This window comes from Dyella choica (assembly GCF_003977665.1).
GTDB classification, from domain to species: Bacteria; Pseudomonadota; Gammaproteobacteria; order Xanthomonadales; family Rhodanobacteraceae; genus Dyella_B; species Dyella_B choica.
The window spans coordinates 56,482-78,831 of record NZ_RYYV01000010.1; the positions used below are offsets into that span (position 1 = coordinate 56,482).

Here is a 22,350-nt window from a genome sequence, read left to right on the forward strand (position 1 = left end):
GAGTGCGGGGCTTATGGCTCCACCACCTTCAATTGCGCCGGCGACACCACGCCAATACCGCGTACTGCAGGCCGGTACATGTCCTCCACCAGCGGCGGCGGAACGGTGTACGTACCCGGCGTCACCGCGCGCACCAGGTAGAAAACGTGCGCCGCCTGTCCACGCTGGAGTTTCAATGCAGCGTCATAGCGATCGTCGCGGTATTCCTCGTGCACGATCTCCGCGGCCCCGGTGTGCTGATCCAGGTTAATGCCGTCGACGGCAACGCCTTCCCATTGCTGTGCACCACCCAGGTTGAGATTTTCCACTTCGAGGCCGCCAGGGAGCAGGTCGGTCACGAGCGCATCGGGCATGTCCATGCGTGCTTCTATGGTCAATTCCACGATCAGGCTGTCGCCTTCCTTCAGCGTGTCGCCCGTCCAGGGCTTGCCGTCGGTGGTGAAATAACTGCGGCGCACGTCGACCTGGCTCGGGTCGGCGGGCGGCGCCTTGGTGGGGATGCCGGCCACATCGAATGTCGCGAACACAGTGGATTTGTCGTTGGGCTGTACGCTAACGCCGCTGGCCAGGTCTCCCGGCGTGAGCGTGCGCGTCCACAGGAAGGTGTTGGGCGGCACCGCTTCCGTCTTGCCGCCGATGGTCAGCGATGCCACGAGCGGCGGATGATTGGCCGCGTCGAAGGTATGCGCCACGCGGGCTATGGCGACTTGTTCCTGCGTGCTCAAGTACGACCAGGACCAGTGGTAGTACTCGATCTTCTGCTGTGTGGCATGCACGTTGGCGGTGGCGTTGCGCGCCCAGTCGATCAGCTTGGCGTCGTATTCGGGCTTGTTCATGCCGTAGGCATGAGTAAGTGCCACCATCGTCGCCAGGTCGCGTAGGTCCGAACCGTAGTCGCCTACGTACCACGGACGCTCCTTGTTCCAAGCAAACGCCTCATCGATCGCCTTCTGCGCGCGCGCGTTGTCGCCCATCAGCTTGAGCGCTATCCCCAGGTGCACCAATGGCAACGGCGCCACCAGCTTCTGCCGGTCGTTGTCGAAAATTGCGCGCAGCGTACCCAGCGGTGCGCGATTGACGCGTGCCAGTACGAAGCCGGAATACGCTTCATCGGCGACGCGCAGATGGTCGTGATGCTCGTAGCTGTAGTATGGGTGGCCGCCGGCAAGCAGATCATCGTTCAAACGCTGCAGCGCTTTTTGCAGCACATCCTGCGGCACGGCAAAACCGGCGTCGCGGGCATCGAGCATGAAATCCACCACGTAGGGCGTCGTAAAGGTCTCGATCGGGCTGGTGCCGCCCCAGAAACTGAAATGCCCGTTGCTGGCCTGGAACGAAGCGATGCGCGCGAGCGCGCTTTCCACCGCCGCTTGCCGCTGTGCATCGGAAAGGCCTTCGGTGCCGAGCGCCTTGGCTGTTTTCTGGTCCATGTACAGCGCGGCGTAGCCCTTGCTCGTGGTCTGTTCGATACAGCCGTAGGGATAGAGCAGCAGGTTACGCAACGCAGTGCTGTAAGGCAGTGGCGGGAGCGTGCTCAGCGTGAGCGCGGTGTGCAACGTCGCCGGAATCAGGCCGGCGGTCGAGCCATCCAAGCGCGCCGGCTTGCCGTTTTCCAGCGCCATCGGTGTGGTGGAAATCTGCTCGGGCCAGGCCGGACGCACGGCGAACTCGAAATGGCGGTCGGTCTTGTAGTCGTTGAGCTCGGCATGGATATCGATGCTTGCTACGCCGGCGCCGCCCTGCGCTGCAACGGGCATCAACAAGGTAGTGCTGCCGCCATCCTTGATCGGTACGTCGCGTGTGGCATTGCCCAGCTTGATTTCGTCGTTGGTCTGCACGCTGATCCTGGCCATGCCGTCCTTGCCGGAAAGATTCTTCAGGTCCAGGCTGAGTTGCGCCTTGTCGCCACCGGCCATCACGCGCGGTGTGCTGGGTTCCACCACCAACGGCGCACGCACGGTGACGTTGCCGTTGGCATCACCAAAACGGTCATCGGTATAGGCGAGTGCGGCCAGGCGCAGACTGCCATTGAAGTCGGGCACTTGCACGTGGAGGGTGGCCTTGCCTTGCGCATTGAAGGCGACCGGGCCGGTGAACAGGTCCACGATCTGCACCTTGGGATTCAGACGTGCCGCATGCGGCAGGCCCTTGCCGCTCATGTCGCCGCCGTAGCGCAGTTTCGCCTCCTCGCCGTCAACTGCTTCGATCACGCGGCTGTAGAGATCATAGGCGTCCACGCCCAGTGCGCGCTTGGCGAACATCCATGCCCAGGCATCCGGTACCGGATAGTTGGTGATGTTCAGTACGCCCTGGTCCACGGCGGACAAGGTGACATAGGCATGCTGCCCGGAGAGTCCTTTTGCCTCAATCGAAACGTCCAGCGGATTGCCGGGTCGCATCAAGGTGGGGGCGTTGAGGCCGAGCGGAATGCGCCGGTCATTGCGGTCCATGCTGACATGCTCGATGCCCATGGCACGCGCGGGCGTAGTGTGTTCGCTTGCTTCGCCGCCGCGGAACACCAATGCCACCACGTATACGTCATGGCGTTCCCAGTCCTTGGTGACGGGTATTTCGAACGTGGCGCCAGCCTTGGCGTCGATATTGCGTGTGTAGAGCAGGTGATCGGATTCCACCAGCAGTACGCCAGGACCGTCGTGGGGCGGCGTTACAGTCACTTTCATCGTGTCGCCGGCGCGGTAGCGCGCTTTGTCCAGCGCCAGTTTCACCTTGTCCGGACGCGCTTCCTTACCCAGATTCTCGTCTTCCCAGCTGTAGCCGGCGAAAAAGGGGAACACGGTAGTGAGCTGGGTGGCGGGGTCGTACACCTCCATGCGATAGCCGCCCCATTGCACGGGGAAATCCACCTGCACGCGCTGGCCGGCGGCTACGTCCAGATCTTTCTCCTCGACCAGCTGCAATTCCACGTTGGCGTTGGACTTCCAATCGTCGCCGTGCTCGTACAGCCAGTAGAAATTGCGTATCTCGCGCTGCAGACGCACCTTCAGATGCGAACCCGCCACCAACTTGCCGTCTACATTGGCGCGCAGGATTTCGAACGAGGCGCGGCCTTCGCTTTCCGCGCCTTGTTTGGGATCGAACAGGGGACGCACGCCGACCAGTTCGGGCGCCGGCCAGTACACGCGATTCAACAGGCGGGTCACCGCGCGGCCGCCAGTTTCGAATACGTTGCCCGATACGGTCACGGTCAGCGGCGCCATCGGTTTCACATCGTCGGGCAGATTGATGTCCTGTTCCAGATGACCTTGCGCATCGAGCTTGTCGTCCACTACGTCGTTGGCCTGCTTCGGCAGATCGACCAGCGGATCGCCGAAGAAGGTGTCTTGCAGGTTGGCCAGCGGATGCACTTCGGGCTTCACCATCACTTTCGCGGTGAAGCGGTTGCCATCGGCGGGTGCGCCATACAGATAGCTGGAGTTCACCGCCAGCTTCAGCGCTTCATTCGGGGCGAGGCGAGTCTGCGGACTGGCAAGATCCACCTTCAAGCGTTCGGGCAGAAATTCCTCGACGTGGAAGGGAAACGCCTGCACGGCTTCCTTGCTGGTCGGATCGAGGCGGAATTCGAGCTGCCACAGGCCGGTCGGGGCGTCGGCGGGAATCACCTGGCTCAGCTCGAAATAGTTGAGGTCGCGCGGCTCCAGCCGGGTGTCCACGAGGCTGCGCCCGTCCGGTTGCTTAAGACGCACGAACAGCGCCTGCGGCCTCATCGGCTTGCCGTCATAGTCGCGCAGCAGTGCCGAGGCGCGCAGCGTTTCGCCGGGGCGATACAGGTCGCGCCCCGACCAGGCGAACACTTCGAACGGCGCCTGCCTGCGTCCGGTCATATCGAAGTTGGAAACGTCCAGCGCCGGCTTGTTGAACGGCAGCACCGAAACATCCTTGCCATGACGTGCGATCAGCACGTCGGCGGGATCGACCTTGTAAGCGATCAGCGCATTGCCGTCGCCATCGGTCGTGGCCTTCAATTTGGCCTTGCCGCTGGCATCGTCGATTTCCACGTCCACGCCACTGACCGGCGAGCCGTCACGCAGCGATGCGACGTGCAGCAGGGCATTGTCATGATAGACACGCAGATGCAGGCCCAGGTCGCTGACAAAGAAGATCGAAGTGTCGTAGCCGCCGGCAAACGTGCCGCCCTGCTTGAGCACGGCCATGTACACGCCTGGCTGTGCCAGTTGCGGGATGTCCTGGATCGGAATGTAGCGAATGGTGCGTTCGTTCTGCCCGCCGCCTAGCGTGTAGTGGTTGGCGTAGACGGAGTCGCCCATGTCGGTGAGTGAGCGTTTCGCGCGTTCGCCGTGTTGGCAGCCGTCCCAGGTGGTGGGTTCGTGCTGCAGTTCGTAGTTATCGCGATGCTTGTTGTTGGGGTAGGCGCAGAACAGATCCGACAACGCGTCGTCGTGCACGCGGAAAAACTCGATGTCTGCATCATCCACATTCATCGATACCAGCGGCAGGCCGCGCGAACCGCGTGCCGGCAGCACGCTGCCCATGGATGCGAAGCCAACGGCCGGGGTGAGATTGCCGGAATAGACGTCGCGCTTCACCTCATGCCCCAAGGTGCTGCCGTCCGCGGCCAGCAGGCCCGCATGCAGCAGCACGGCGTAGTGCTGGTTTGGCGATACATAGGGGAAGCTGAGGGTCTGACCATCATCCTTCAGATCCCAACTGCCATTGACGACTTCGCCCTTCGGCCCGGTCACCGCCAGTTGCTGGTCGAACGGTTGGGCAGACGCCAGCTTGGCGCTGAAATGCAGGGTGATCGCCGTGCGCGAATCGGTGGTTTGCGATCCTGCCGCAACCAATGCGAACGGCTGCTTGGCGGGGGCATGGGCGGAACGGCTTGCTGCGGGCGCTCCCTGCAGGGCCGGCTCGCCTGCCTCGTGGTGGCTACAGGCTCCCAGCAGCCCGACCATCGATAACATACATAAAGCCATCATGCCGCCGTGCAGACGGCGGCCGATCGTTGCGCGCGGCATAGGACTCTCCCTGTATACGGAGAAAAGTGTCGCACGCATTTGTGGCGCCGTGGAGGCGGGGAAGGGGCGCCGCGATTTCACCCTTATCCGCCCCGGTGGCCGGCTTCCGCCCGTGCCTGCGGAAGAATTGGACTGGAGGGCTTGGCTCGGATTTTTCGCACGCCGGGAGAATTAAGCTGCTTCCAGCCTTGGACGAAGCGCCATCGGCGTGCTTGCCTGGCTGGCCCCCGGCACCGCCGAACCATGAGCCGTCTCCTGGCTGGACAGCTTGAAGAATTCCACGCTCTGCACCAGTGAACGCGCACGCAACTGCACTGTATCGGCTGCGGCAGCCGCTTCCTCCACCAGCGCGGCGTTGTTCTGCGTCACCTCGTCCATCTGCCGCACGGCTCGGTTCACCTGCAGGATGCCGTCTGCCTGTTCCATACTCAGGGTGGCGATGGATTCCACGGTCTCGGTAACGTCAGCCACGCTATCGAGCAGCTTGCCAACCATCGATTCCGTGCGGCTGATGATCTGTGTGCCGTTTTCGATGATGGTGACGGATTCTTCGATCAAGGCGCGGATTTCGCTGGATGCCGTACGCGAGCTGCGCGCCAGCGCCTGTACTTCGGCCGCCACGATGTTGAAACCCTTGCCGGCCTCGCCGGCGCGGGCTGCTTCCACGGAGGCATTCAGCGCCAGGATGTGCGTCTGCGTGGCGATGCGATCCATCGTTTCGGTGATTTCCGTGATGCGGCTGGCCACATCCTGTACCTGCGTCATCGCACCCACGGCTTCCGACATGGCGGTGCCGCTCTGGCGGGCGATGTCGGAAGCCGATTTGGCCAGGCGACTTGCGTCGCGCGCGCGCGTGGCATTGGCGTTCACGCTGTTGGTAAACGACTGCATCGACGAAGCGGTTTCTTCCAGGGCCGCGGCCTGCTCGCTGGTGCGCTGGGAAAGGTCCTGGTTGCCGCTGGCAATCTGCCGTGTGGAGGCGGAAATCTCGGTGGAGCCTGCACGGATCACGCTTACCACGTTGCGCAATTGCCCATTCATGGCAGCCAGCGCGCAAAGCAGCTTACCCGTTTCATCGCCGCCGGCTGCCACGATCTCGGTGGAAAGGTCGCCTTCCGCCACCGCCTCGGCCACTTTCACGGCCCGCCCCAGGGGTGCGGTAATGCTGTAGGCAAGCAGCCACACCAGCACGGCACCGGCGACCATGGCGCTCAGGACCACCGACACGAGCAGCATGCACGCCTCGCCAAATGCCGCGCGGCTTTGCTCGTCAATGCGCGCCGACGCGGCTTCGGCCTCATGCTTCATTTCGGCGACCAGTCCGTCAATGGCGGCCGTGGGCGCGCGATCGATACCCACCACCAAAGCGTCAACCACATGCACGCTCTTTTCATCCTTGGCGTCGTAGTGCCCGATGGCAGCCAAGTACTTCGTGCCGAGATCGGCGTGCGTCGCGATGGCACTGTCCACACCGCGTGTGTCCAGGCCGAGTTCGCTCATTTGCCGTTTCAGCGCGGCGAGATCCCTATCGACAGCATGCGCCTGTGCGATGAAGGCCTCATGGTATTTTTTGAAGGAAACAGCATCCGCACCGCGCAGCAGCAGGTCCTTCCACTCCTGTACCTGTTTCTTGAAATCGACCTGGGCAATGCGTGCCGCATCCACCGCCGCGGCGAATTGGGCAGCCGTGGTGGCCGAGCGAACCTGCAGTTCATGCGTGCGCGTCAATCCGCGCCAGCCGCCGAGGCCTACTATGACCGTGGCCGCCAGCAGGATGACCCCAAGCAGGCCAAGCCGGACGGCGATGCGCAAATCACGAAAACGGACAATCATGGGAAAACCGCAACAAAAAGGGCTGTGTCACCGTGACTATCGGCACAGATGCGGCTTGGCTTGAATCAGGCGTTCAGGCGTAGGCTGGGATGGCAATCCCAGCATGGCAAAGCTGGGTTTTTCAACCCAGCCTATATTCATCAATACAGCACGCGGGTGCGCAAGGTGCCGGGAATCGCCGCCAGCTTGTCCTTCAGCGCGGCGGCCTGTTGCTCGTCGGCGGACACGTCGATCACCACGTAACCCACTTCCGCATGGGTCTGCAGGAACTGCGCGTCGATGTTGATGTTGCCTGCGGAAAACAGTTCGTTGATGCGTGAAAGCACGCCCGGAACGTTGCGGTGGATGTGCAGCAGGCGGCGGCTGCGCGGATGTTCGGGCAGCGTCACTTCAGGAAAATTGACGGCCGACAAAGTGGAGCCGTTGTCGCTGTAGCGCACCAGCTTGCTGGCGACTTCAATGCCGATGTTGTCCTGCGCCTCCAGCGTGCTGCCGCCGATGTGCGGTGTCAGGATCACGTTGTCCATGCCCACCAGCGGCGAGACGAACGGATCGTCGTTGCCCTTCGGCTCCACTGGAAATACGTCGATGGCCGCACCGCCGAGATGCTCCTCACGCAAGGCACCGGCCAGCGCATCGATGTCGACCACGGTGCCGCGCGAGGCATTGATCAGCGTCGCGCCCTTGCGCATCTTCACCAGTTCGTTGCGGCCGATCATTAGCTTGGTGGCCGGTGTTTCCGGCACGTGCAGCGTAACGATGTCTGCGCGTTCAAGCAGGTCGTCCAGGCCCGCGGCGGCACGCGCATTGCCGAGCGCAAGCTTGGATTCGATGTCGTAGAAGATCACGCGCATCCCCAAGCTTTCGGCCAGCACGCCCACCTGCGTGCCGATGTGGCCGTAGCCGACGATGCCGATGATCTTGTCGCGCACTTCGAAACTGCCGGCGGCCGATTTGGTCCAGCCACCGCGATGACACAGCGCATTCTTCTGCGGAATGCCACGCAGTAGCATGATCGCTTCGGCAATCACCAGTTCGGCGACGCTGCGTGTATTGGAATAGGGCGCGTTGAACACGGGAATGCCGAGCTTCGCCGCCGCATCGAGTTCGACCTGGTTGGTGCCGATGCAGTAGCAGCCTACGGCGATCAGCCGTTTGGCGTGTTCCAGCACATCGGCAGTGAGGTGCGTGCGGGAGCGGATACCGACGATGTGGGCGTCGGCTATGCGCGCCTTCAGTTCGTCCTCAGGCAGGGATTTGGCGTGGTACTCGATCTGGCTGTAGCCCGCGCGCTGGAACGTCTCCACCGCCGTGCGGCTCACGCCTTCGAGCAGCAGCACCTTGATGTCTTGCCTGGGGAACGAGGTCTTCATGGCGGCCCGCGATTTGGAAGTCCAAACACTATGCCAGATTTTGCCGCGTTGCAGCACTAGACGATCGCGCCGGGCGCTGGCAGGCTGGACGCTTCCCTACGGAGCCGCCATGAACCCGTCAGCCCTCGCCGAACTCTCCAGCCGCCTGCCGGCCCTGCGCCTGCTCACCGAGCCCGGCGACCTGGAGCACTACGGCCGCGATTGGACCCGGCGCTGGCCCCCGGCTCCGCTGGCGATAGCACTTCCGGCATCGGTCGAGGAGGTGCAAGGCATTGTGCGCTGGGCCAACCAGCACAAGGTGGCGATCGTACCCTCCGGCGGCCGCACGGGACTTTCGGGCGGGGCAGTGGCGGCGCAGGGGGAGCTGGTGCTGAGCCTGGCGCGAATGAGCCGGGTGCTCGGCTTCGACGCCGTCGACCGCACCCTGACCGTGCAGCCTGGCATCGCGCTGGAAGCCGTGCAGGCCGCCGCCCGGGAGCACGGCCTGATCTACCCGGTCGATTTCGCCGCGCGTGGCTCCTGTTCCATCGGCGGCAACATTGCCACTAACGCCGGCGGGATCCGTGTGATCCGTTACGGCAATACACGCGAATGGATCGCCGGCCTGAAAGTGGTAGCCGGCAATGGCGAGCTGCTGGATCTCAATCGCGCCTTGATCAAGAACTCCAGTGGTTATGACCTGCGGCAATTGATGATCGGTTCGGAAGGTACGCTGGGCATCGTGGTGGAGGCGACGCTGCGTCTCACCGACCCGCCGCCGGCCTCGCAGGTGATGCTGCTGGCGCTGCCGGACATGGATGCGCTCATGCAGGTGTTCGCGTTGTTTCGCGCCCGGCTGTCGCTGCAGGCGTTCGAATTCTTCACCGAAGTGGCCTTGAAGCATGTGCTCGGCGCCGGCGCACAACGTGCCATCGAAGGCGATTACCCGTATTACGTGGTTACCGAATTCGATGCCGTGGACGAACGTGCGCAGGAGATGGCACTGGCCGTATTCGAGCAAGCGGTGGAGCAGGGCCTGATTGCTGACGGCGTAATGGCGCAGAGCGAGGCACAAGCTGCCGCGCTATGGCGCCTGCGTGAGGGCATTACGGAAAGCCTGGCGGTTCACCGACCCTACAAGAACGATATCTCGGTGCGGATCGGCGCCGTGCCCGGGTTCCTGGGGCAGATTCAGGCCTTGCTTGCGCGTGAATATCCTGAGATGGAAGTGGTGTGGTTCGGGCATATCGGCGACGGCAATCTGCATATCAATGTGCTGAAGCCCGCGTCCCTGTCCGATGCGGATTTCATTACGCAGTGCGAACACGTCACCAAGCTGCTGGCGGACACCCTGCAGCGGCATGGCGGGAGTATTTCCGCGGAACACGGGATAGGCCTGGTGAAGCGCGCGTATCTTGAGAGCACGCGCAGCGCAGCGGAGATTGCATTGATGCGTGGCGTGAAAGCAGTGTTCGATCCGAACGGGATACTCAATCCCGGCAAGCTGTTGGCCTGAATGCCTGGCCGGGATACCAATCCCGATCAGCAAATTTGGGTTGCGCGGCTCTCCCCCGTACCATGTGCCTTCCCGCTACCGCAGACAGCCAATGACCATGTCCCAGCATCGCCGCAGCCTCTATCCCGAGATCGAACCCTACGATGCCGGCCAGCTCAGGGTTTCCGATCTGCATACGCTCTACTATGAGCAGAGCGGTAACCCGAACGGCAAGCCGGTGGTATTCCTGCATGGCGGTCCGGGCGGGGGCACCAATCCCAAGTGCCGCCGTTTCTTTGATCCGGCGATCTATCGCATCGTGCTGTTTGACCAGCGCGGCTGCGGCAAGTCCACGCCGCATGCCGAGTTGACCGATAACACCACCTGGCATTTGGTGGCGGATATCGAATGCCTGCGGGAGCACCTGGGGATAGCACGCTGGCAGGTCTTCGGCGGTTCGTGGGGTTCCACGCTGTCGCTGGCCTACGCTCAGGCCCACCCGGACAAGGTGTCCGAGCTGGTGCTGCGCGGTATCTTCATGCTGCGGCGCTGGGAATTGGAGTGGTTCTACCAGCAAGGCTGCGATGCGTTGTATCCGGATGCATGGGAAACGTACCTGGCCGCGATCCCCGCCACCGAGCACGGCGATTTGATGAGCGCCTACCACCGCCGCCTGACCAGTCCGGATGCGCAAGTGCGATTGAATGCGGCGCGTGCGTGGTCGGTGTGGGAAGGCGCCACGAGTTTTCTGTATCAGGATGAGGCCTATATCCACAGCAGCGGCGAAGATGAATTCGCCCTGGCTTTTGCGCGCATCGAATGCCATTACTTCGTGAACGGCGGCTTCTTCGAACACGATGATCAGCTGTTGCGCAATGTCGAGCGCATTCGCCGCATTCCAACGGTGATCGTGCAAGGGCGCTACGACGTGGTCTGTCCGATGCGCAGCGCTTGGGATCTGCATCGCGCGTGGCCGGAAGCGGACCTGCGCGTCGTGCAGGACGCCGGGCATTCGGCATTCGAGCCGGGCATTACGCACGAGCTGGTGGAGGCGACGGACCGGTTTGGGCATCGCTAGCTTCCAGCACGGAAGCTATTTTTTTGAGGACTGTCATTCCGGCGCAGGCCGGAATCCAGTTTCAATATGATGTGCGAAGCACTCTAAGCCCGGTTTTGTGTCCTTCGGACGCGTATTTAAACTGGATTCCGGCCTGCGCCGGAATGACGGTGAGGCGGAGAGTGGATGGGTCGCCAGATGCGGTTCACGCCGGCAGTTGCTTGGTCCCGAAAATCTTGTCCCCCGCATCCCCCAGGCCAGGCAGGATGTAGCCGTGCTCGTTGAGCCGCTCATCGATCGCCGCGGTATAGATCTCGATGTCCGGATGCGTCGCCTCGATGCGCTTGAGCCCTTCCGGCGCGGCCACCAGGAACAAGCCCTTGATGCGCTTGCAGCCGGCAGCCTTGAGCATCTCCACCGTTGCCACCAGCGTGCCGGCCGTAGCCAGCATCGGGTCGACGATCAGCGCGATGCGCTCGTCCATGCGACCGGTGAGTTTTTCGTAGTAGGCAATCGGCTGCAGTGTCTGCTCGTCGCGTTGCAAACCCACCACGCTGACTTTGGCCGATGGAATCAGCTCCAGCACCCCGGGCAGCATCCCCAGGCCGGCGCGCAGGATCGGCACGATGGTGATCTTCTTGCCCTTGATCTGCTCCACGCGCACGGTGCCGGCCCAGCCTTCGATCTGCGCCTCGATGGTTTCCAGGTCCTTGGTGGCTTCATAGGTCAGCAGCGAGGCGACTTCAGAGGCCAGCTCGCGGAATTCCTTGGTGCTGATGCCGGCTCGGCGCATCAAGCCCAGCTTGTGCCGGATGAGCGGGTGGCGGACTTCGACGATCTTCATGCGCAAGGCCATGCAAAGAGATGGCCGCAAGCATAGCCGGAAACGAAAAAGGCGCCGCTTCTCGGCGGCGCCTCGAATTCGCAGCAGCCTCAGCGCATCAATGCGCCTTCATGCAGGCGCTGACGGCGCTCTTGTATTCGGCCCCTTTTTTGCCCGCATTTTCCTTGGAGCAGGCAGACATGCGTTCCTGCGGGGTCATCTTGGCGGGAGCGGCGGCAGCGGTGGTGTCGCCCTTCATGCAGGAGCTGACGGCATTCTTGTAGTCGGCGCCGGTCTTGCCCTTGGCGGCGTGGCTGCAATCGGCCATTTTCTGCTGTGACGAGGAGAGCGGTTTGCTTTGCGGTGCGGCAGCGAAGGCGGCGCTGGCGAATACCAGCGCAGCGCTGGCTGCGACCAGGCTCAGACGCATGGACATGATTCTTCCTCCTGATTTATGACCGGCGGCGGTACCGGTCACGGCAGTCTATGCCTTGTGAAGAAAGAGGGGAACGGGGCGCAAGGGCGCGGACAATGCCTGCATTTCGCGGAGCTTTATCTTCGCGCGGAGGGTTCTGTAGGCTGGGATGACAATCCCAGCACTATGCCGAGAGAAGCAAGCTGGGATTGGCATCCCAGCTTACCTCGAAGGGCGACAAGCGTCAGGCCGCCTGCGCTTCGCTCTTGCGCGGTCCTTCCAGCAGCGCGTGCCGCACGTGCGCAATCACCATGTCCACTTCCGCGCTGGTGATCTTGAAGTGCGGGGTGAAGCGCAGCGAATTGGCGCCGCCGTGGATCACGCCGATGCCGCGCTCGCGCAGGTATTCCTCGGTAGAGCCTGCACCGTAGCACTTGAATTGTGGCGCCAGTTCGCACGAGAACAGCAGTCCGGTGCCCTGCACCTTGGTGATCAGGCCGCCCAGTTCGTCTTTCAGCCCGTTGAGCTTGTCGACGAATTCCTTGCCGCGAGTGCGGATGTTGGCGCGCACCTCATCGGTGAGCTGGTCCAGCGTGGCCAGCGCCACGTCCAGCGCGCGCGGATTGGCAGTCATGGTGTTGCCATAGATGCCCTTGCGATACAGGCCGGCGACGCGGTCGCTCACCGCAAGCACCGAAAGCGGATACTGGCCCGCGTTGAGCGCCTTGGAGAAGGTTTCCATATCCGGCGGCGCCAGCTTTTCGAAGCCGGGGTAGTCGATGATCGACAGCACGCCATGCGCGCGCAGGCCGGCCTGGATGGAGTCGACCAGCAGCAGCGAGCCGTGCGATTCGGTCAGCTCGCGCGCGGCCTGGTAGAACGCCGGCGTCACCGAACGGCCCGGGTCGCCTTCGCCCATCACCGGTTCCAAGAACATCGCCTCGATGAACCAGCCGTGCTTGTCCGCGTCAGCGAATACGGCTTCCAATTGCGCAGTGTCGTAGGGCGCCACAGTAAGTAGCGTATCTTCATGGCGGTAGCTCGCCAGGTGCTGCACGTAGGTGCGGCGCGAGGAATCCGAATACAGAGCAGGGCGATCGGTGCGGCCGTGGAAGGCACCTTTCACGGCGATGCGCTTGATCGTGCGCCCGGCATAGCGGGCACCCGGGTCGGTCATCAGTTTGGCATTCACGTCGGCGATGCGGCAGGCCAGGCCCACCGATTCCGAACCGGAATTCAGGCACAAGTAGCGCGTATAGGGATTGTTGCCGCGATGGCGGCCAAGCTCGCGATTGAGCGCCTTCGAAAAGCGCATCTGCGAAATGCTCGGCGTCATCACGTTGGCCATCACTTGCGGATGCGCCAGCGCGGCATCGATCGCAGCGTTGTTGTGGCCGAAACCGAGCATGCCGTAGCCACCGTTGTCGTGCACCACGGAGCCTTTCAGCGTGACGACCCATGGACCGCGTGCCGCGGCCGGCACGTAGGGATTGATGGCGTCGTCGGGATAGAAATTCACGAAATCGCGCAGCGCCAGCGTGAGCTGCTCGGCCTCATCCAGCTTCAGGAAATCGCTCAGTTCGGCGCGCAATTCGCGATGGCGTGCGACAGCCTCGGCAACAGCCTGTACGAGTTGCGGGTCCAGCGCCGCCATGCGCTCGATGGTGGCGTCGTCCAGGCCGGTGGTCCGCGGCTTGCCGCCAAATTCGCGCAGTTCGCGCAGCTGATCGATGACACCCATGACTACTCTCCTCGAATCTGACAGCGCCTCGCGCACCCAATCGCGAAGCAGGCCGGCAGGATGTTTTTTGTGCGTGAAGGGCTACGGGAGCCCGGGCCGATGCGCCCGTTCGCACTGCGCCGTGTATGGGGAAACCGCCGGCGCACGGGCGTCAGGATAACCGCTGGGACAGGTCGGCGGTACCCCCAAGGGTGACGGCTGTCATGCCGGATCGCTGACGCGGACAACTGTAGTAACGCGCTTGGCATCCTTACGCTGCAATGCAAGGAGGCCACTATGCCTATCTCATCCGATGTCGTAGCCCGTCTTGACGGGGTGGAAAAGCGTTATAACGGTGTTACCGCGCTCGACGGCGTGAATCTTCTGCTGCAGCGCGGCGAGCTGCTGGCGGTACTGGGGCCCAACGGTGCCGGCAAAAGCACCAGCATTGGCCTGCTGCTTGGACTGATGCGGCCGGACCGCGGCCAGGTGGAATTGTTCGGCCTGGACCCGCAGCGCATCGACGCACGGCGCCGTATTGGCGTGATGCTGCAAACGGCCATGCTGCCGCCTACGCTGCGTGTCGGTGAGCTGCTGCGCCTGGTCGCCAGCTACTACCCGCAGCCGCGCCCGCTTGAGGAAAGTGCCGCGTTGGCAGGTATCGGTGACCTGCTGAACCGGCCTTACGGCAAGCTTTCGGGTGGCCAGCAGCGCCGGGTGCAGTTTGCGCTCGCCCTGTGCGGCAGGCCCGAACTGGTGTTCCTGGATGAGCCAACGGTAGGCATGGACATCGACGCGCGCCGCAAATTGTGGAACGCGATGCGAACCCTGGTCGCCGAAGGCTGCTCGGTGGTGTTGACCTCGCACTACCTGGAAGAGGCCGAAGCGTTGGCGCAACGCGTGATCGTGATGGCAAAGGGACGTGTGCTGAGCGAAGGCAGCGTCGATGCGTTGCGCGCGCAAGTGCCGCTTACGCGCATTCGTTGCGCCACGGATCTCGATCCGGCGGCAGTATCGGCTTGGCCGCAAGTAACTTCGGTCGAACGCGAGGGCGCGCGTCTGCTCATCAACACCAGCGAGCCTGAGAACGTCCTGCGGCGTCTGCTTGATGCAGATGCAGGGCTCGGCGCATTGGAAGTACAGCGCGCGGGTCTGGCGGAGGCATTTACCGAATTGACGCGCGAAGAAGGCGAACAACAGGAGGCCGCTTGATGAACACCGTATCGATATCCGTCGCGCCGGCCGCAGCATCCTCTGCCGGCATGAACACCCGGCGCGTCATCGGCGCCTACATCGCCGAAGCACGCAGCGAGTGCCTGCGCTACATGCGTGCACCGGGCTTCATGCTGCCCATCATCCTTTTCCCCACCATGTTCTACCTGTTGTTCGGCATCGTCATGGGCCGGTCGGCAGGTGCGGACACCACGCGCTATCTGTTGGTGAGCTATGGCGTGTTCGGCGTGATGAGTCCTGGCCTGTTCGGATTTGGTGTCTCGCTGGCGCTGGAACGTGATGGTGGCCTGCTCACCTATAAACGTGCCTTGCCCATGCCGCCGGGAGCGTATCTGCTAGGCAAGATGCTGATGGCCATGGTGGCGGCTGCGATGGTGATCCTGCTGCTGCTCGCAATGGGGCTGGCGCTAGGACACGTCCCCCTGTCCTGGCAGCAAGCCGCGCTGCTGTTGCTGACCGGCGTGCTGGGCGTATTGCCATTCTGCGCGCTGGGCATGCTGGTGGGCACCCTGATCAAGGGGCAGGGCGCACCGGGCATGCTCAACCTTGTCTACCTGCCGATGTCCTTCCTGTCCGGTTTGTGGATTCCGCTTAATATGTTGCCGAAGCTGCTGCAGCAGATCGCGCCGCTATGGCCGAGCTATCACCTGCACCAATTGGGGCTGGCAGCGTCAGGGATGGAGCATGGCAGCGTGATCCGGCATTCTGCGGTGTTGCTGGGTTTCGCCGCGATATTCTTCCTCATCGCCGTGCGCAGACTGCGGCGTTACGGTTGAAGTACGATGGCGCAGGGGAAGGTAGCAGCGTGGGGAGTGCAGCCATGAACACGACGACAGCGATACTCGCATGGTTTACGCCGGCGCCGGATTCCTACGCTGCTTCCAACTTACGCAAGGGCAAGTCCGTCTGGGTGGATGCGGTGCACCTGCTGTGGTCGGTGTGGTTGTTCATCACTCCCATATTCGATCATTACACCTGGCAATGGGCGCTGATCACGCTCGCCACCTATCCTGTTTTCCTGGTCCTGTATGCCAAATGCTGCGTGGCTTCGCGGCGGGATACGCAAGTCTACGCGCTGGCCCTGGTTGCGCTCGCGCTGGCGCTGATGCCATGGTACCCGAGCGGGCTGACCTATTTTATCTATGGCTGCGTGATGCTGCGCAGCTGCCGCTTGCCGTTCCGCTCCTATCTATTGGCGCTGGCGGTGCTCAACCTCGGTTGCCTGTTTGAGGCATGGCTCCTGCATTATTCATGGCAGGCTGTGATATCGGTTCCGGTAACGTGTTTCATCGTCGGCATCGTCGTCAATGCAGAGATCGCCAACGACGAAAAAGACGCCGAGCTGCGGCTTTCGCACGATGAAGTGCGCCGGCTCGCGGCGACAGCGGAACGCGAGCGAATCGGGCGTGACCTGCATGATCTGCTGGGGCACACCTTGTCGCTGATCACCTTGAAACTGGAGCTGTCACGCAAGCTGTTCGATCGCGACAGCGCCGCCGCGAGGCGCGAGTTGGAAGAGGCCGAGCGTGTTGCCCGCCATGCGCTGGCGGAAGTGCGCGCCGCGGTGACCGGCATCCGCTCCACCGATCTGGCTGCGGAACTCGCCTCGGCGCGACTTTTGCTGGAATCGTCCGCCGTGCACCTCGACTACGGCAGCCTGCCCGATTCGTTGCCACAAGATGTCGAGCGCACACTCGCTCTGGTCATTCGCGAAGCCATGACCAATATCCATCGGCACGCAGCTGCCACCGAGGCCTGCGTTCGCTTTGCTCGTGCGACAGACAGGCTGGACATGCAGATCAGCGACAATGGAAAAGGCGGGCTCGCTGTCCACGGCAACGGTATGAGCGGTATGTGTGAGCGCGTGTGCGCCATCGGTGGCAGCTTGCAGATCGATTCGCCGCCGCGCCACGGCACGCGTCTGCTGATCAGCGTGCCGTTGCGGGCACGAAAAGAACAGGACTCTTCCGAAACCGGTCTTGCCAGGAGCGCCGCGTGATCCGTGTATTGCTGGCCGAAGACCAGGCCATGGTCAGAGGTGCGCTGTCGGCGCTGCTCAATCTTGAATCGGATATCGAAGTGCTGGGTTCGGTTGCCGATGGCGAATCCGCCTGGCGCGAACTGCAGCGATTGAAGCCGGACGTGCTGGTCACCGATATCGAAATGCCCGGCCTCACCGGCCTGGAACTGGCGCAACGCATTCATCGGCATGAGTTGCCGGTGAAATGCATCATCGTCACCACCTTCGCGCGCCCCGGATTTCTTCGGCGCGCCCTGGATGCGGGAGTTTCGGGCTATTTGTTGAAGGATGCACCGGCGGAAAATCTTGCCGAGGCCTTGCGCATCGTGCATCGCGGCGGTCGTTCGATCGATCCGCAGCTTGCGCTGGAGGCGTGGTCGGAGGCCGACCCCTTGAACGATCGCGAACGCCAGGTGTTGCGTCTTGCCGGCGAAGGACAGTCTGCCAGCGATATCGCTGCCAGACTTAATCTTTCACATGGTACCGTGCGCAATTATCTATCCGAAGCTATCGGCAAACTGGGAGCAGCCAATCGCATCGAGGCGTATCGCCTAGCGCGGCAGAAGGGATGGCTTTAATCCGCGGTAAGCGATTAATAAAATCGTCATCGCCCTTAGGAAATATTCCTAGCCGAAAATCACTTGCATTGAAAATAAAGCTCACGTATTGTTCGCATCCTTCGCCGCTTATGGCGAATTTATTCGAGGGTTAGTCATGCTGCATCACGTCGCACAATTCGGTTTGCCGTCGCGGAAGATCCGCGATGCAAAACCGTGCGTGCGCGGCGGGCGGCATCTGCCCAAGAATTTTACTGAATGACCGACTCCGCCCGCGGAGATCGGTCACCCCGATCTCCCGAGGCAACGCGAACGCCCTCGGGTCGCTACCCGGGGGCGTTTTGTTTTCGGCGTTTGCAAGGGAAGTTCATGCGAAAAGCGAATGTGAATCCGGTCATCGGAAGAATTTTTCCGCCCTGAAGCACCCGGTGCGAGCACGCGCCGCGGCAAAGGGCGCGGCCGCAACAGGCGCATGTGCGCTGCACCTGGGTGCTTCGGTGCAGGTGGCGCGAGAAAGGGTTCCATGCATTCGGGCGCTTGCGCCCATACGAATTGCCGATGGCAAGCCATCGGCAATAAGCAGCATCCAAACGGCTGGATTCAGCGGTATGGGTTCAAACACCCATCCGGTGCGCGGAGGCTTTGCCTTGAGCGTATGCCGAAGCCCGTACGTGGGTGTTGCGAGAGTCGACGTTAGCTCAGAAGGTAGAGCAACGACAGATGATGTCGTTGGCCGCCGGTTCGAATCCGGCACGTCGAGCCACTGGATAGCTCAGTCGGGTAGAGCAGCGGATTTAAAGTCCGTGTGTCGTGGGTTCGACTCCCACTCCAATCAGGGCGAAAGCCCTACTACAGGAAACACCCCGTGCGTGGACTGATGAAATCACCAGGGTAGGCGACGAGTCAGTTTGTGCAGCGGGTACAGAACCGGATTTTCGTTCCCAAGCTCGGGCGGGTGACCGTGGAAATGCAGCGGATGCGGTACACCGTCCGATGCATGCAAACGATTGTCTCCCCTTGCGAGGCGCGAGTATCCCGCTCCGTATACGCAAAGGGGTGTTTCCACTTTTTATTTTAAGTCGGCACTGCGGATTTGTGCGTCGATTTTCCCGAATGGGAGGGCGAAGTGTGCCCGCGATTATGGGGTTGGCCGTCACACATATTGGTTCGCCGGTGTGACGGATTATTCAGGCGGGCCCCATTGGGAAACGAAAAAGGAGTCTTCCCATGTTCTGGATCAAGCAAATCGTGATCGGCGACGGCGAGCGCGGTTTGCTGTACCGCAACCGTCGAGTCCAGGCCGTGCTGACGGCCGGCGCGTATCGCTACTTCGACCCGTTCGATCGCATTGCCATGGTCGTGCACAACGTCGCGCGCCCGGAATACAGCGGCGACGATGCCGAAGTGCTGATGGCTTGCACGGATAGTGAGCTTGCCAGGCACTTCCTGGTGGCGGACGTAGGTACCGACCAGGTCGGCCTGGTGCTGAAGAACGGCAAGCTTGAGGACGTGCTGGCGCCGGGTACGCGCAAGCTGTACTGGCATGCATTGGTGCCGATCGAAGTCCAGCTGGTATGGCTGTCCGAATCGCTGGCGATCGACGCCAACGTGGTGTCTCGCTTGCGTCAGCTCGGCGCGCTGTCCAAGGTGGCCGTGACGGTCGACGTGCCGGTGGAGTCCACCGGCCTGTTGTTCGTCGACGGCAAGCTGGTACGTGCGTTGACGCCGGGTGCTTATGCCTTCTGGAGTTTCCGCAAGAACGTCGCCGCTGAGGTAACCGACTTGCGCGTGCAGTCCATGGAGGTGTCCGGCCAGGAACTGTTGACGCGTGACAAGGTGAGCTTGCGTGTGAATCTCGCCGCAAGCGTGCGTGTGGTCGATCCAGTCGCGGCACGTACGAAGGTTGCCAAGTATGGCGATTATCTGTACCGCGAGCTGCAGTATGGCCTGCGCAAGGCGGTCTCCGCCAAGACGCTGGACGAACTGCTCGGTGACAAGGCTTCGTTGGACTCCGACATCTTCGCGTATGTGCACGGCCGCGTAAGCGAGCTGGGCCTGGATGTGCTCGGCGTGGGTGTGAAGGACGTGATCCTGCCGGGAGACATGAGGGAGATCCTCAACAGCGTGGTGCAGGCAGAAAAGGCGGCCCAGGCCAACGTGATCCGCCGTCGCGAGGAGGCGAACGCGACGCGCTCTCTACTCAATACGGCCAGGCTGATCGAGGAGAGCCCGACGCTGATGCGCCTGAAGGAGCTGGAAGCCTTGGAAAAGGTCACCGAGAAGATCGACAAGCTCACCGTGTTCGGCGGCCTGGATGGCGTGCTGACGCAGCTCGTGAGCCTCAAGTAGTAAAATTCGGCATGGTGGATGGAGACGCCATGTCGACCCTTAGAGATAAAGGATATGGAAACGCAATCTCATTACGAACTGCTGCACGCCGAAGGCAGCGCCACCCCGATCAAGGGCTGGGTGCGCGGCGTACCGTTGGAAGAGCAGGCGCATCGCCAACTGCAGAATATTGCCGCGTTGCCGTTCGTCGGGCCGTGGGTGGCAGTGATGCCAGACGTGCATCTTGGCAAGGGCGCGACCGTGGGTTCGGTCGTGCCGACGCGCGGCGCGATCATCCCGGCCGCTGTGGGCGTGGACATCGGCTGTGGCATGGCCGCTGTGCGTACCACTCTGGGCGCGAAAGACCTGCCAGACAATCTGGCGCAACTGCGTTCGAGCATCGAGCGCGGCGTGCCGGTGGGCAACGGACGCGATGGAGATCATCGTCGTGTGCCGGGCAGCGTTGAAACGCGGCTGGGAATGTCGGGGCTGTTCGAGCGCCTTGAAGCCATCAAGGCCAAGCATCGTCGTATTCGCATCGACAAGCTCGACAAGCAGCTCGGTACGCTCGGCGGCGGCAATCACTTCATCGGGATCTGTCTTGACGAGACGGATAGGGTGTGGGTCATGCTGCACTCCGGTTCACGCGGTACCGGCAACCTGATCGGAACCTACTTCATCGAACGCGCACGCGAACAGCTGGCCTATCGTGTGCTTGGCTTCCATTTGCCGGACAAGGACCTGGCTTTCTTCATGGAAGGCGAGCCGCTGTTTGAAGATTACGTGGAAGCGGTCTCCTGGGCGCAGGACTACGCGCGGCACAATCGTGAGGCGATGATGCTGCGCGTACTGGATGAAATGCGCCATCGCCTGCCAAAGTTCCAGTTGGACAAATTGGCCGTCAACTGCCATCACAACTACGTACAGCGCGAAACGCATGGTGGCGAATCGCTGCTGGTTACGCGCAAGGGCGCAGTGAGCGCCAGGGAAGGCGAGCTGGGCATCATTCCGGGCAGCATGGGTACGCGCAGCTACATCGTGCGGGGCAAGGGCAATCCGGAAAGCTTCCATAGCTGCAGCCATGGCGCGGGCCGAGTGATGAGCCGTACGGCGGCCCGCCAGAACATCACTTTGTCACAGCATCGTGCTGCGACAGCGCACGTGGAATGCCGCAAGGACGCGGGCGTGATCGATGAGTCGCCGGCGGCGTACAAATCGATCGATGCCGTGATGGCCGCGCAGACGGACCTGGTGGACGTGGTGCATACCCTGCGTCAAGTGTTGTGCGTGAAGGGGTAACGGAAATGCCGCGTAAGCCGGGTTGCGAACCCAGCATTGCCATGCATGCGCGCCGCGCAATGCTGGGGTTATCATCCCAGCTTACGATTGCCCCTGGCTCGGGGAGCGTCCCATTTGCGCGATAATGGGCTACCCCAAGCCAGCGCCGCCCCGTGAAGAAAGCCGATTTCAACTTCGATCTCCCGCCCGAACTGATCGCGCAGGCGCCGCTGCCCCAGCGCAGCGCGAGCCGGTTGCTAACGCTCAACGTGCCCACGCGCACCTGGCAGGACAGGATGTTCCGCGACCTGCCGTCGCTGCTGCGCAAGGGCGACCTGCTGGTGTTCAACGACACGCGCGTATTGCCGGCGCGTTTGTACGGACAGAAGCCGAGCGGCGGTGCGGTGGAGATACTCATCGAGCGCGTCACCGGCGCTCACGAAGCCACCGTGCAGCTCGGGGTAAGCAAGAAGCCGCGCGAAGGCACCGTGATCATCCTGGCCGACGGCAGCCACGCCACGGTGCTGGGGCGCGACGAGAGCTTCTTCCGGCTGCGCTTCGAGTCGACCCAGCCGCTGGAGCGCCTGCTGTCGAAGCTGGGCGAGATGCCCTTGCCGCCGTACATCTCGCGGCACGCCGATGCCAGCGACCTGGAGCGTTACCAGACGGTCTACGCGCGCGAACCCGGAGCGGTAGCGGCACCCACGGCTGGCCTGCATTTCGACGAGGCCTTGCTGCAGCAATTGCGCGAGCTGGGCGTGAATTTCGGCTACGTAACTTTGCACGTGGGCGCGGGCACGTTCCAGCCGGTGCGCAGCGAGGATCTTGCCCAGCACAAGATGCATCGCGAATGGCTCAACGTCGGCGCCGGCCTGGTCGAGCAGATCCAGCGGACCCGGCGTGCCGGGGGGCGGGTCATCGCCGTCGGCACGACCGTGGTGCGCGCGCTGGAAAGCGCCACGGCGAAGGGGGAATTGCATCCTTTCGCAGGCGAAACGCAGATCTTCATCTTTCCCGGCTACCGCATCACCAGCATCGATGCGCTGATCACCAACTTCCACCTGCCGCAATCGACGTTGCTGATGCTGGTGTCCGCGCTGGCCGGGCGGGAGTTCATCCTCAATGCCTATCGGCATGCAGTGCAGGCGCGTTACCGGTTCTTCTCGTACGGGGATGCGATGCTGATACTCCCGCAGGGCTTGGACGGCGCCAGGTAGTTCATGGCCGTCATTCCCGCGCAAG

Annotated in this window: 15 protein-coding genes and 2 tRNA genes; 11 read left to right on the plus strand and 6 right to left on the minus strand. The window is 62.5% G+C overall.

Annotated elements, in window-relative coordinates:
* Positions 1–11: 11 nt before the first annotated feature.
* The 3 genes from EKH80_RS14190 to serA form a co-directional block, all read right to left on the minus strand.
* The gene (locus EKH80_RS14190; RefSeq protein ID WP_484481970.1) at positions 12–4,955 is read right to left on the minus strand and encodes an alpha-2-macroglobulin family protein; all 4,944 of its coding nucleotides are present in this window, start codon (positions 4,953–4,955) and stop codon (positions 12–14) included.
* A 213-nt stretch (positions 4,956–5,168) separates the two neighbouring features.
* Positions 5,169–6,830 (minus strand): methyl-accepting chemotaxis protein, encoded by a 1,662-nt coding sequence (locus tag EKH80_RS14195; RefSeq protein WP_126685434.1) that lies wholly within the window; start codon positions 6,828–6,830, stop codon positions 5,169–5,171.
* 140 nt (positions 6,831–6,970) lie between these two features.
* Entirely contained in the window at positions 6,971–8,203 is a 1,233-nt protein-coding gene (gene serA, locus EKH80_RS14200) for a phosphoglycerate dehydrogenase (RefSeq protein ID WP_126685435.1), read from the minus strand.
* A gap of 109 nt (positions 8,204–8,312) precedes the next feature.
* Between serA and EKH80_RS14205 the strand changes: the two genes are divergently transcribed.
* The gene (locus EKH80_RS14205) at positions 8,313–9,698 is read left to right on the plus strand and encodes an FAD-binding oxidoreductase (protein WP_126685436.1); all 1,386 of its coding nucleotides are present in this window, start codon (positions 8,313–8,315) and stop codon (positions 9,696–9,698) included.
* A gap of 97 nt (positions 9,699–9,795) precedes the next feature.
* Positions 9,796–10,755 carry a prolyl aminopeptidase gene (pip, locus tag EKH80_RS14210; protein WP_126685437.1) on the plus strand — a complete coding sequence of 320 codons (960 nt, stop codon included), beginning with the start codon at positions 9,796–9,798 and terminating at the stop codon, positions 10,753–10,755.
* 184 nt (positions 10,756–10,939) lie between these two features.
* Here pip and upp read toward each other — a convergent pair whose 3' ends face one another.
* From upp to EKH80_RS14225, 3 genes are all read right to left on the minus strand, one after another.
* On the minus strand, positions 10,940–11,578 hold the full coding sequence (gene upp, locus EKH80_RS14215; RefSeq protein ID WP_126685438.1) for a uracil phosphoribosyltransferase: 639 nt from the start codon (positions 11,576–11,578) through the stop codon (positions 10,940–10,942).
* Positions 11,579–11,675: 97 nt separating this feature from the next.
* A complete protein-coding gene (locus EKH80_RS14220; RefSeq protein WP_230473692.1) occupies positions 11,676–11,993 on the minus strand; it encodes a PsiF family protein in 318 nt (105 codons plus the stop codon).
* A 223-nt stretch (positions 11,994–12,216) separates the two neighbouring features.
* Positions 12,217–13,713 carry an aminotransferase class III-fold pyridoxal phosphate-dependent enzyme gene (locus tag EKH80_RS14225; RefSeq protein WP_126685439.1) on the minus strand — a complete coding sequence of 499 codons (1,497 nt, stop codon included), beginning with the start codon at positions 13,711–13,713 and terminating at the stop codon, positions 12,217–12,219.
* 276 nt (positions 13,714–13,989) lie between these two features.
* Here EKH80_RS14225 and EKH80_RS14230 point away from each other — a divergent pair, with 276 nt between their 5' ends.
* The 9 genes from EKH80_RS14230 (at position 13,990) to queA (ending at position 22,325) form a co-directional block, all read left to right on the plus strand.
* A complete protein-coding gene (locus EKH80_RS14230) occupies positions 13,990–14,904 on the plus strand; it encodes an ABC transporter ATP-binding protein (RefSeq protein ID WP_126685440.1) in 915 nt (304 codons plus the stop codon).
* Positions 14,904–15,701, plus strand: coding sequence for an ABC transporter permease (locus EKH80_RS14235; protein WP_126685441.1), 798 nt, complete (start codon positions 14,904–14,906; stop codon positions 15,699–15,701). Before EKH80_RS14230 ends, EKH80_RS14235 begins: the two co-directional genes overlap by 1 nt.
* Positions 15,702–15,745: 44 nt before the next feature.
* Complete coding sequence (locus EKH80_RS14240) at positions 15,746–16,924, plus strand: sensor histidine kinase (protein ID WP_126685442.1); 1,179 nt, start codon at positions 15,746–15,748, stop codon at positions 16,922–16,924.
* Entirely contained in the window at positions 16,921–17,523 is a 603-nt protein-coding gene (locus EKH80_RS14245) for a response regulator transcription factor (protein ID WP_126685443.1), read from the plus strand. The genes EKH80_RS14240 and EKH80_RS14245 overlap by 4 nt, the downstream gene beginning before the upstream one ends.
* Before the next feature lie 666 nt (positions 17,524–18,189).
* A tRNA-His gene (locus tag EKH80_RS14250) sits at positions 18,190–18,265 on the plus strand.
* A 1-nt stretch (position 18,266) separates the two neighbouring features.
* Positions 18,267–18,334 (plus strand) — tRNA-Leu (locus EKH80_RS14255).
* Between the two features lie 395 nt (positions 18,335–18,729).
* Positions 18,730–19,851 (plus strand): slipin family protein, encoded by a 1,122-nt coding sequence (locus tag EKH80_RS14260; protein ID WP_126685444.1) that lies wholly within the window; start codon positions 18,730–18,732, stop codon positions 19,849–19,851.
* Between the two features lie 54 nt (positions 19,852–19,905).
* The gene (locus tag EKH80_RS14265; RefSeq protein ID WP_126685445.1) at positions 19,906–21,129 is read left to right on the plus strand and encodes an RtcB family protein; all 1,224 of its coding nucleotides are present in this window, start codon (positions 19,906–19,908) and stop codon (positions 21,127–21,129) included.
* 152 nt (positions 21,130–21,281) lie between these two features.
* Positions 21,282–22,325 carry a tRNA preQ1(34) S-adenosylmethionine ribosyltransferase-isomerase QueA gene (gene queA, locus EKH80_RS14270; protein ID WP_126685446.1) on the plus strand — a complete coding sequence of 348 codons (1,044 nt, stop codon included), beginning with the start codon at positions 21,282–21,284 and terminating at the stop codon, positions 22,323–22,325.
* Positions 22,326–22,350: the final 25 nt, after the last annotated feature.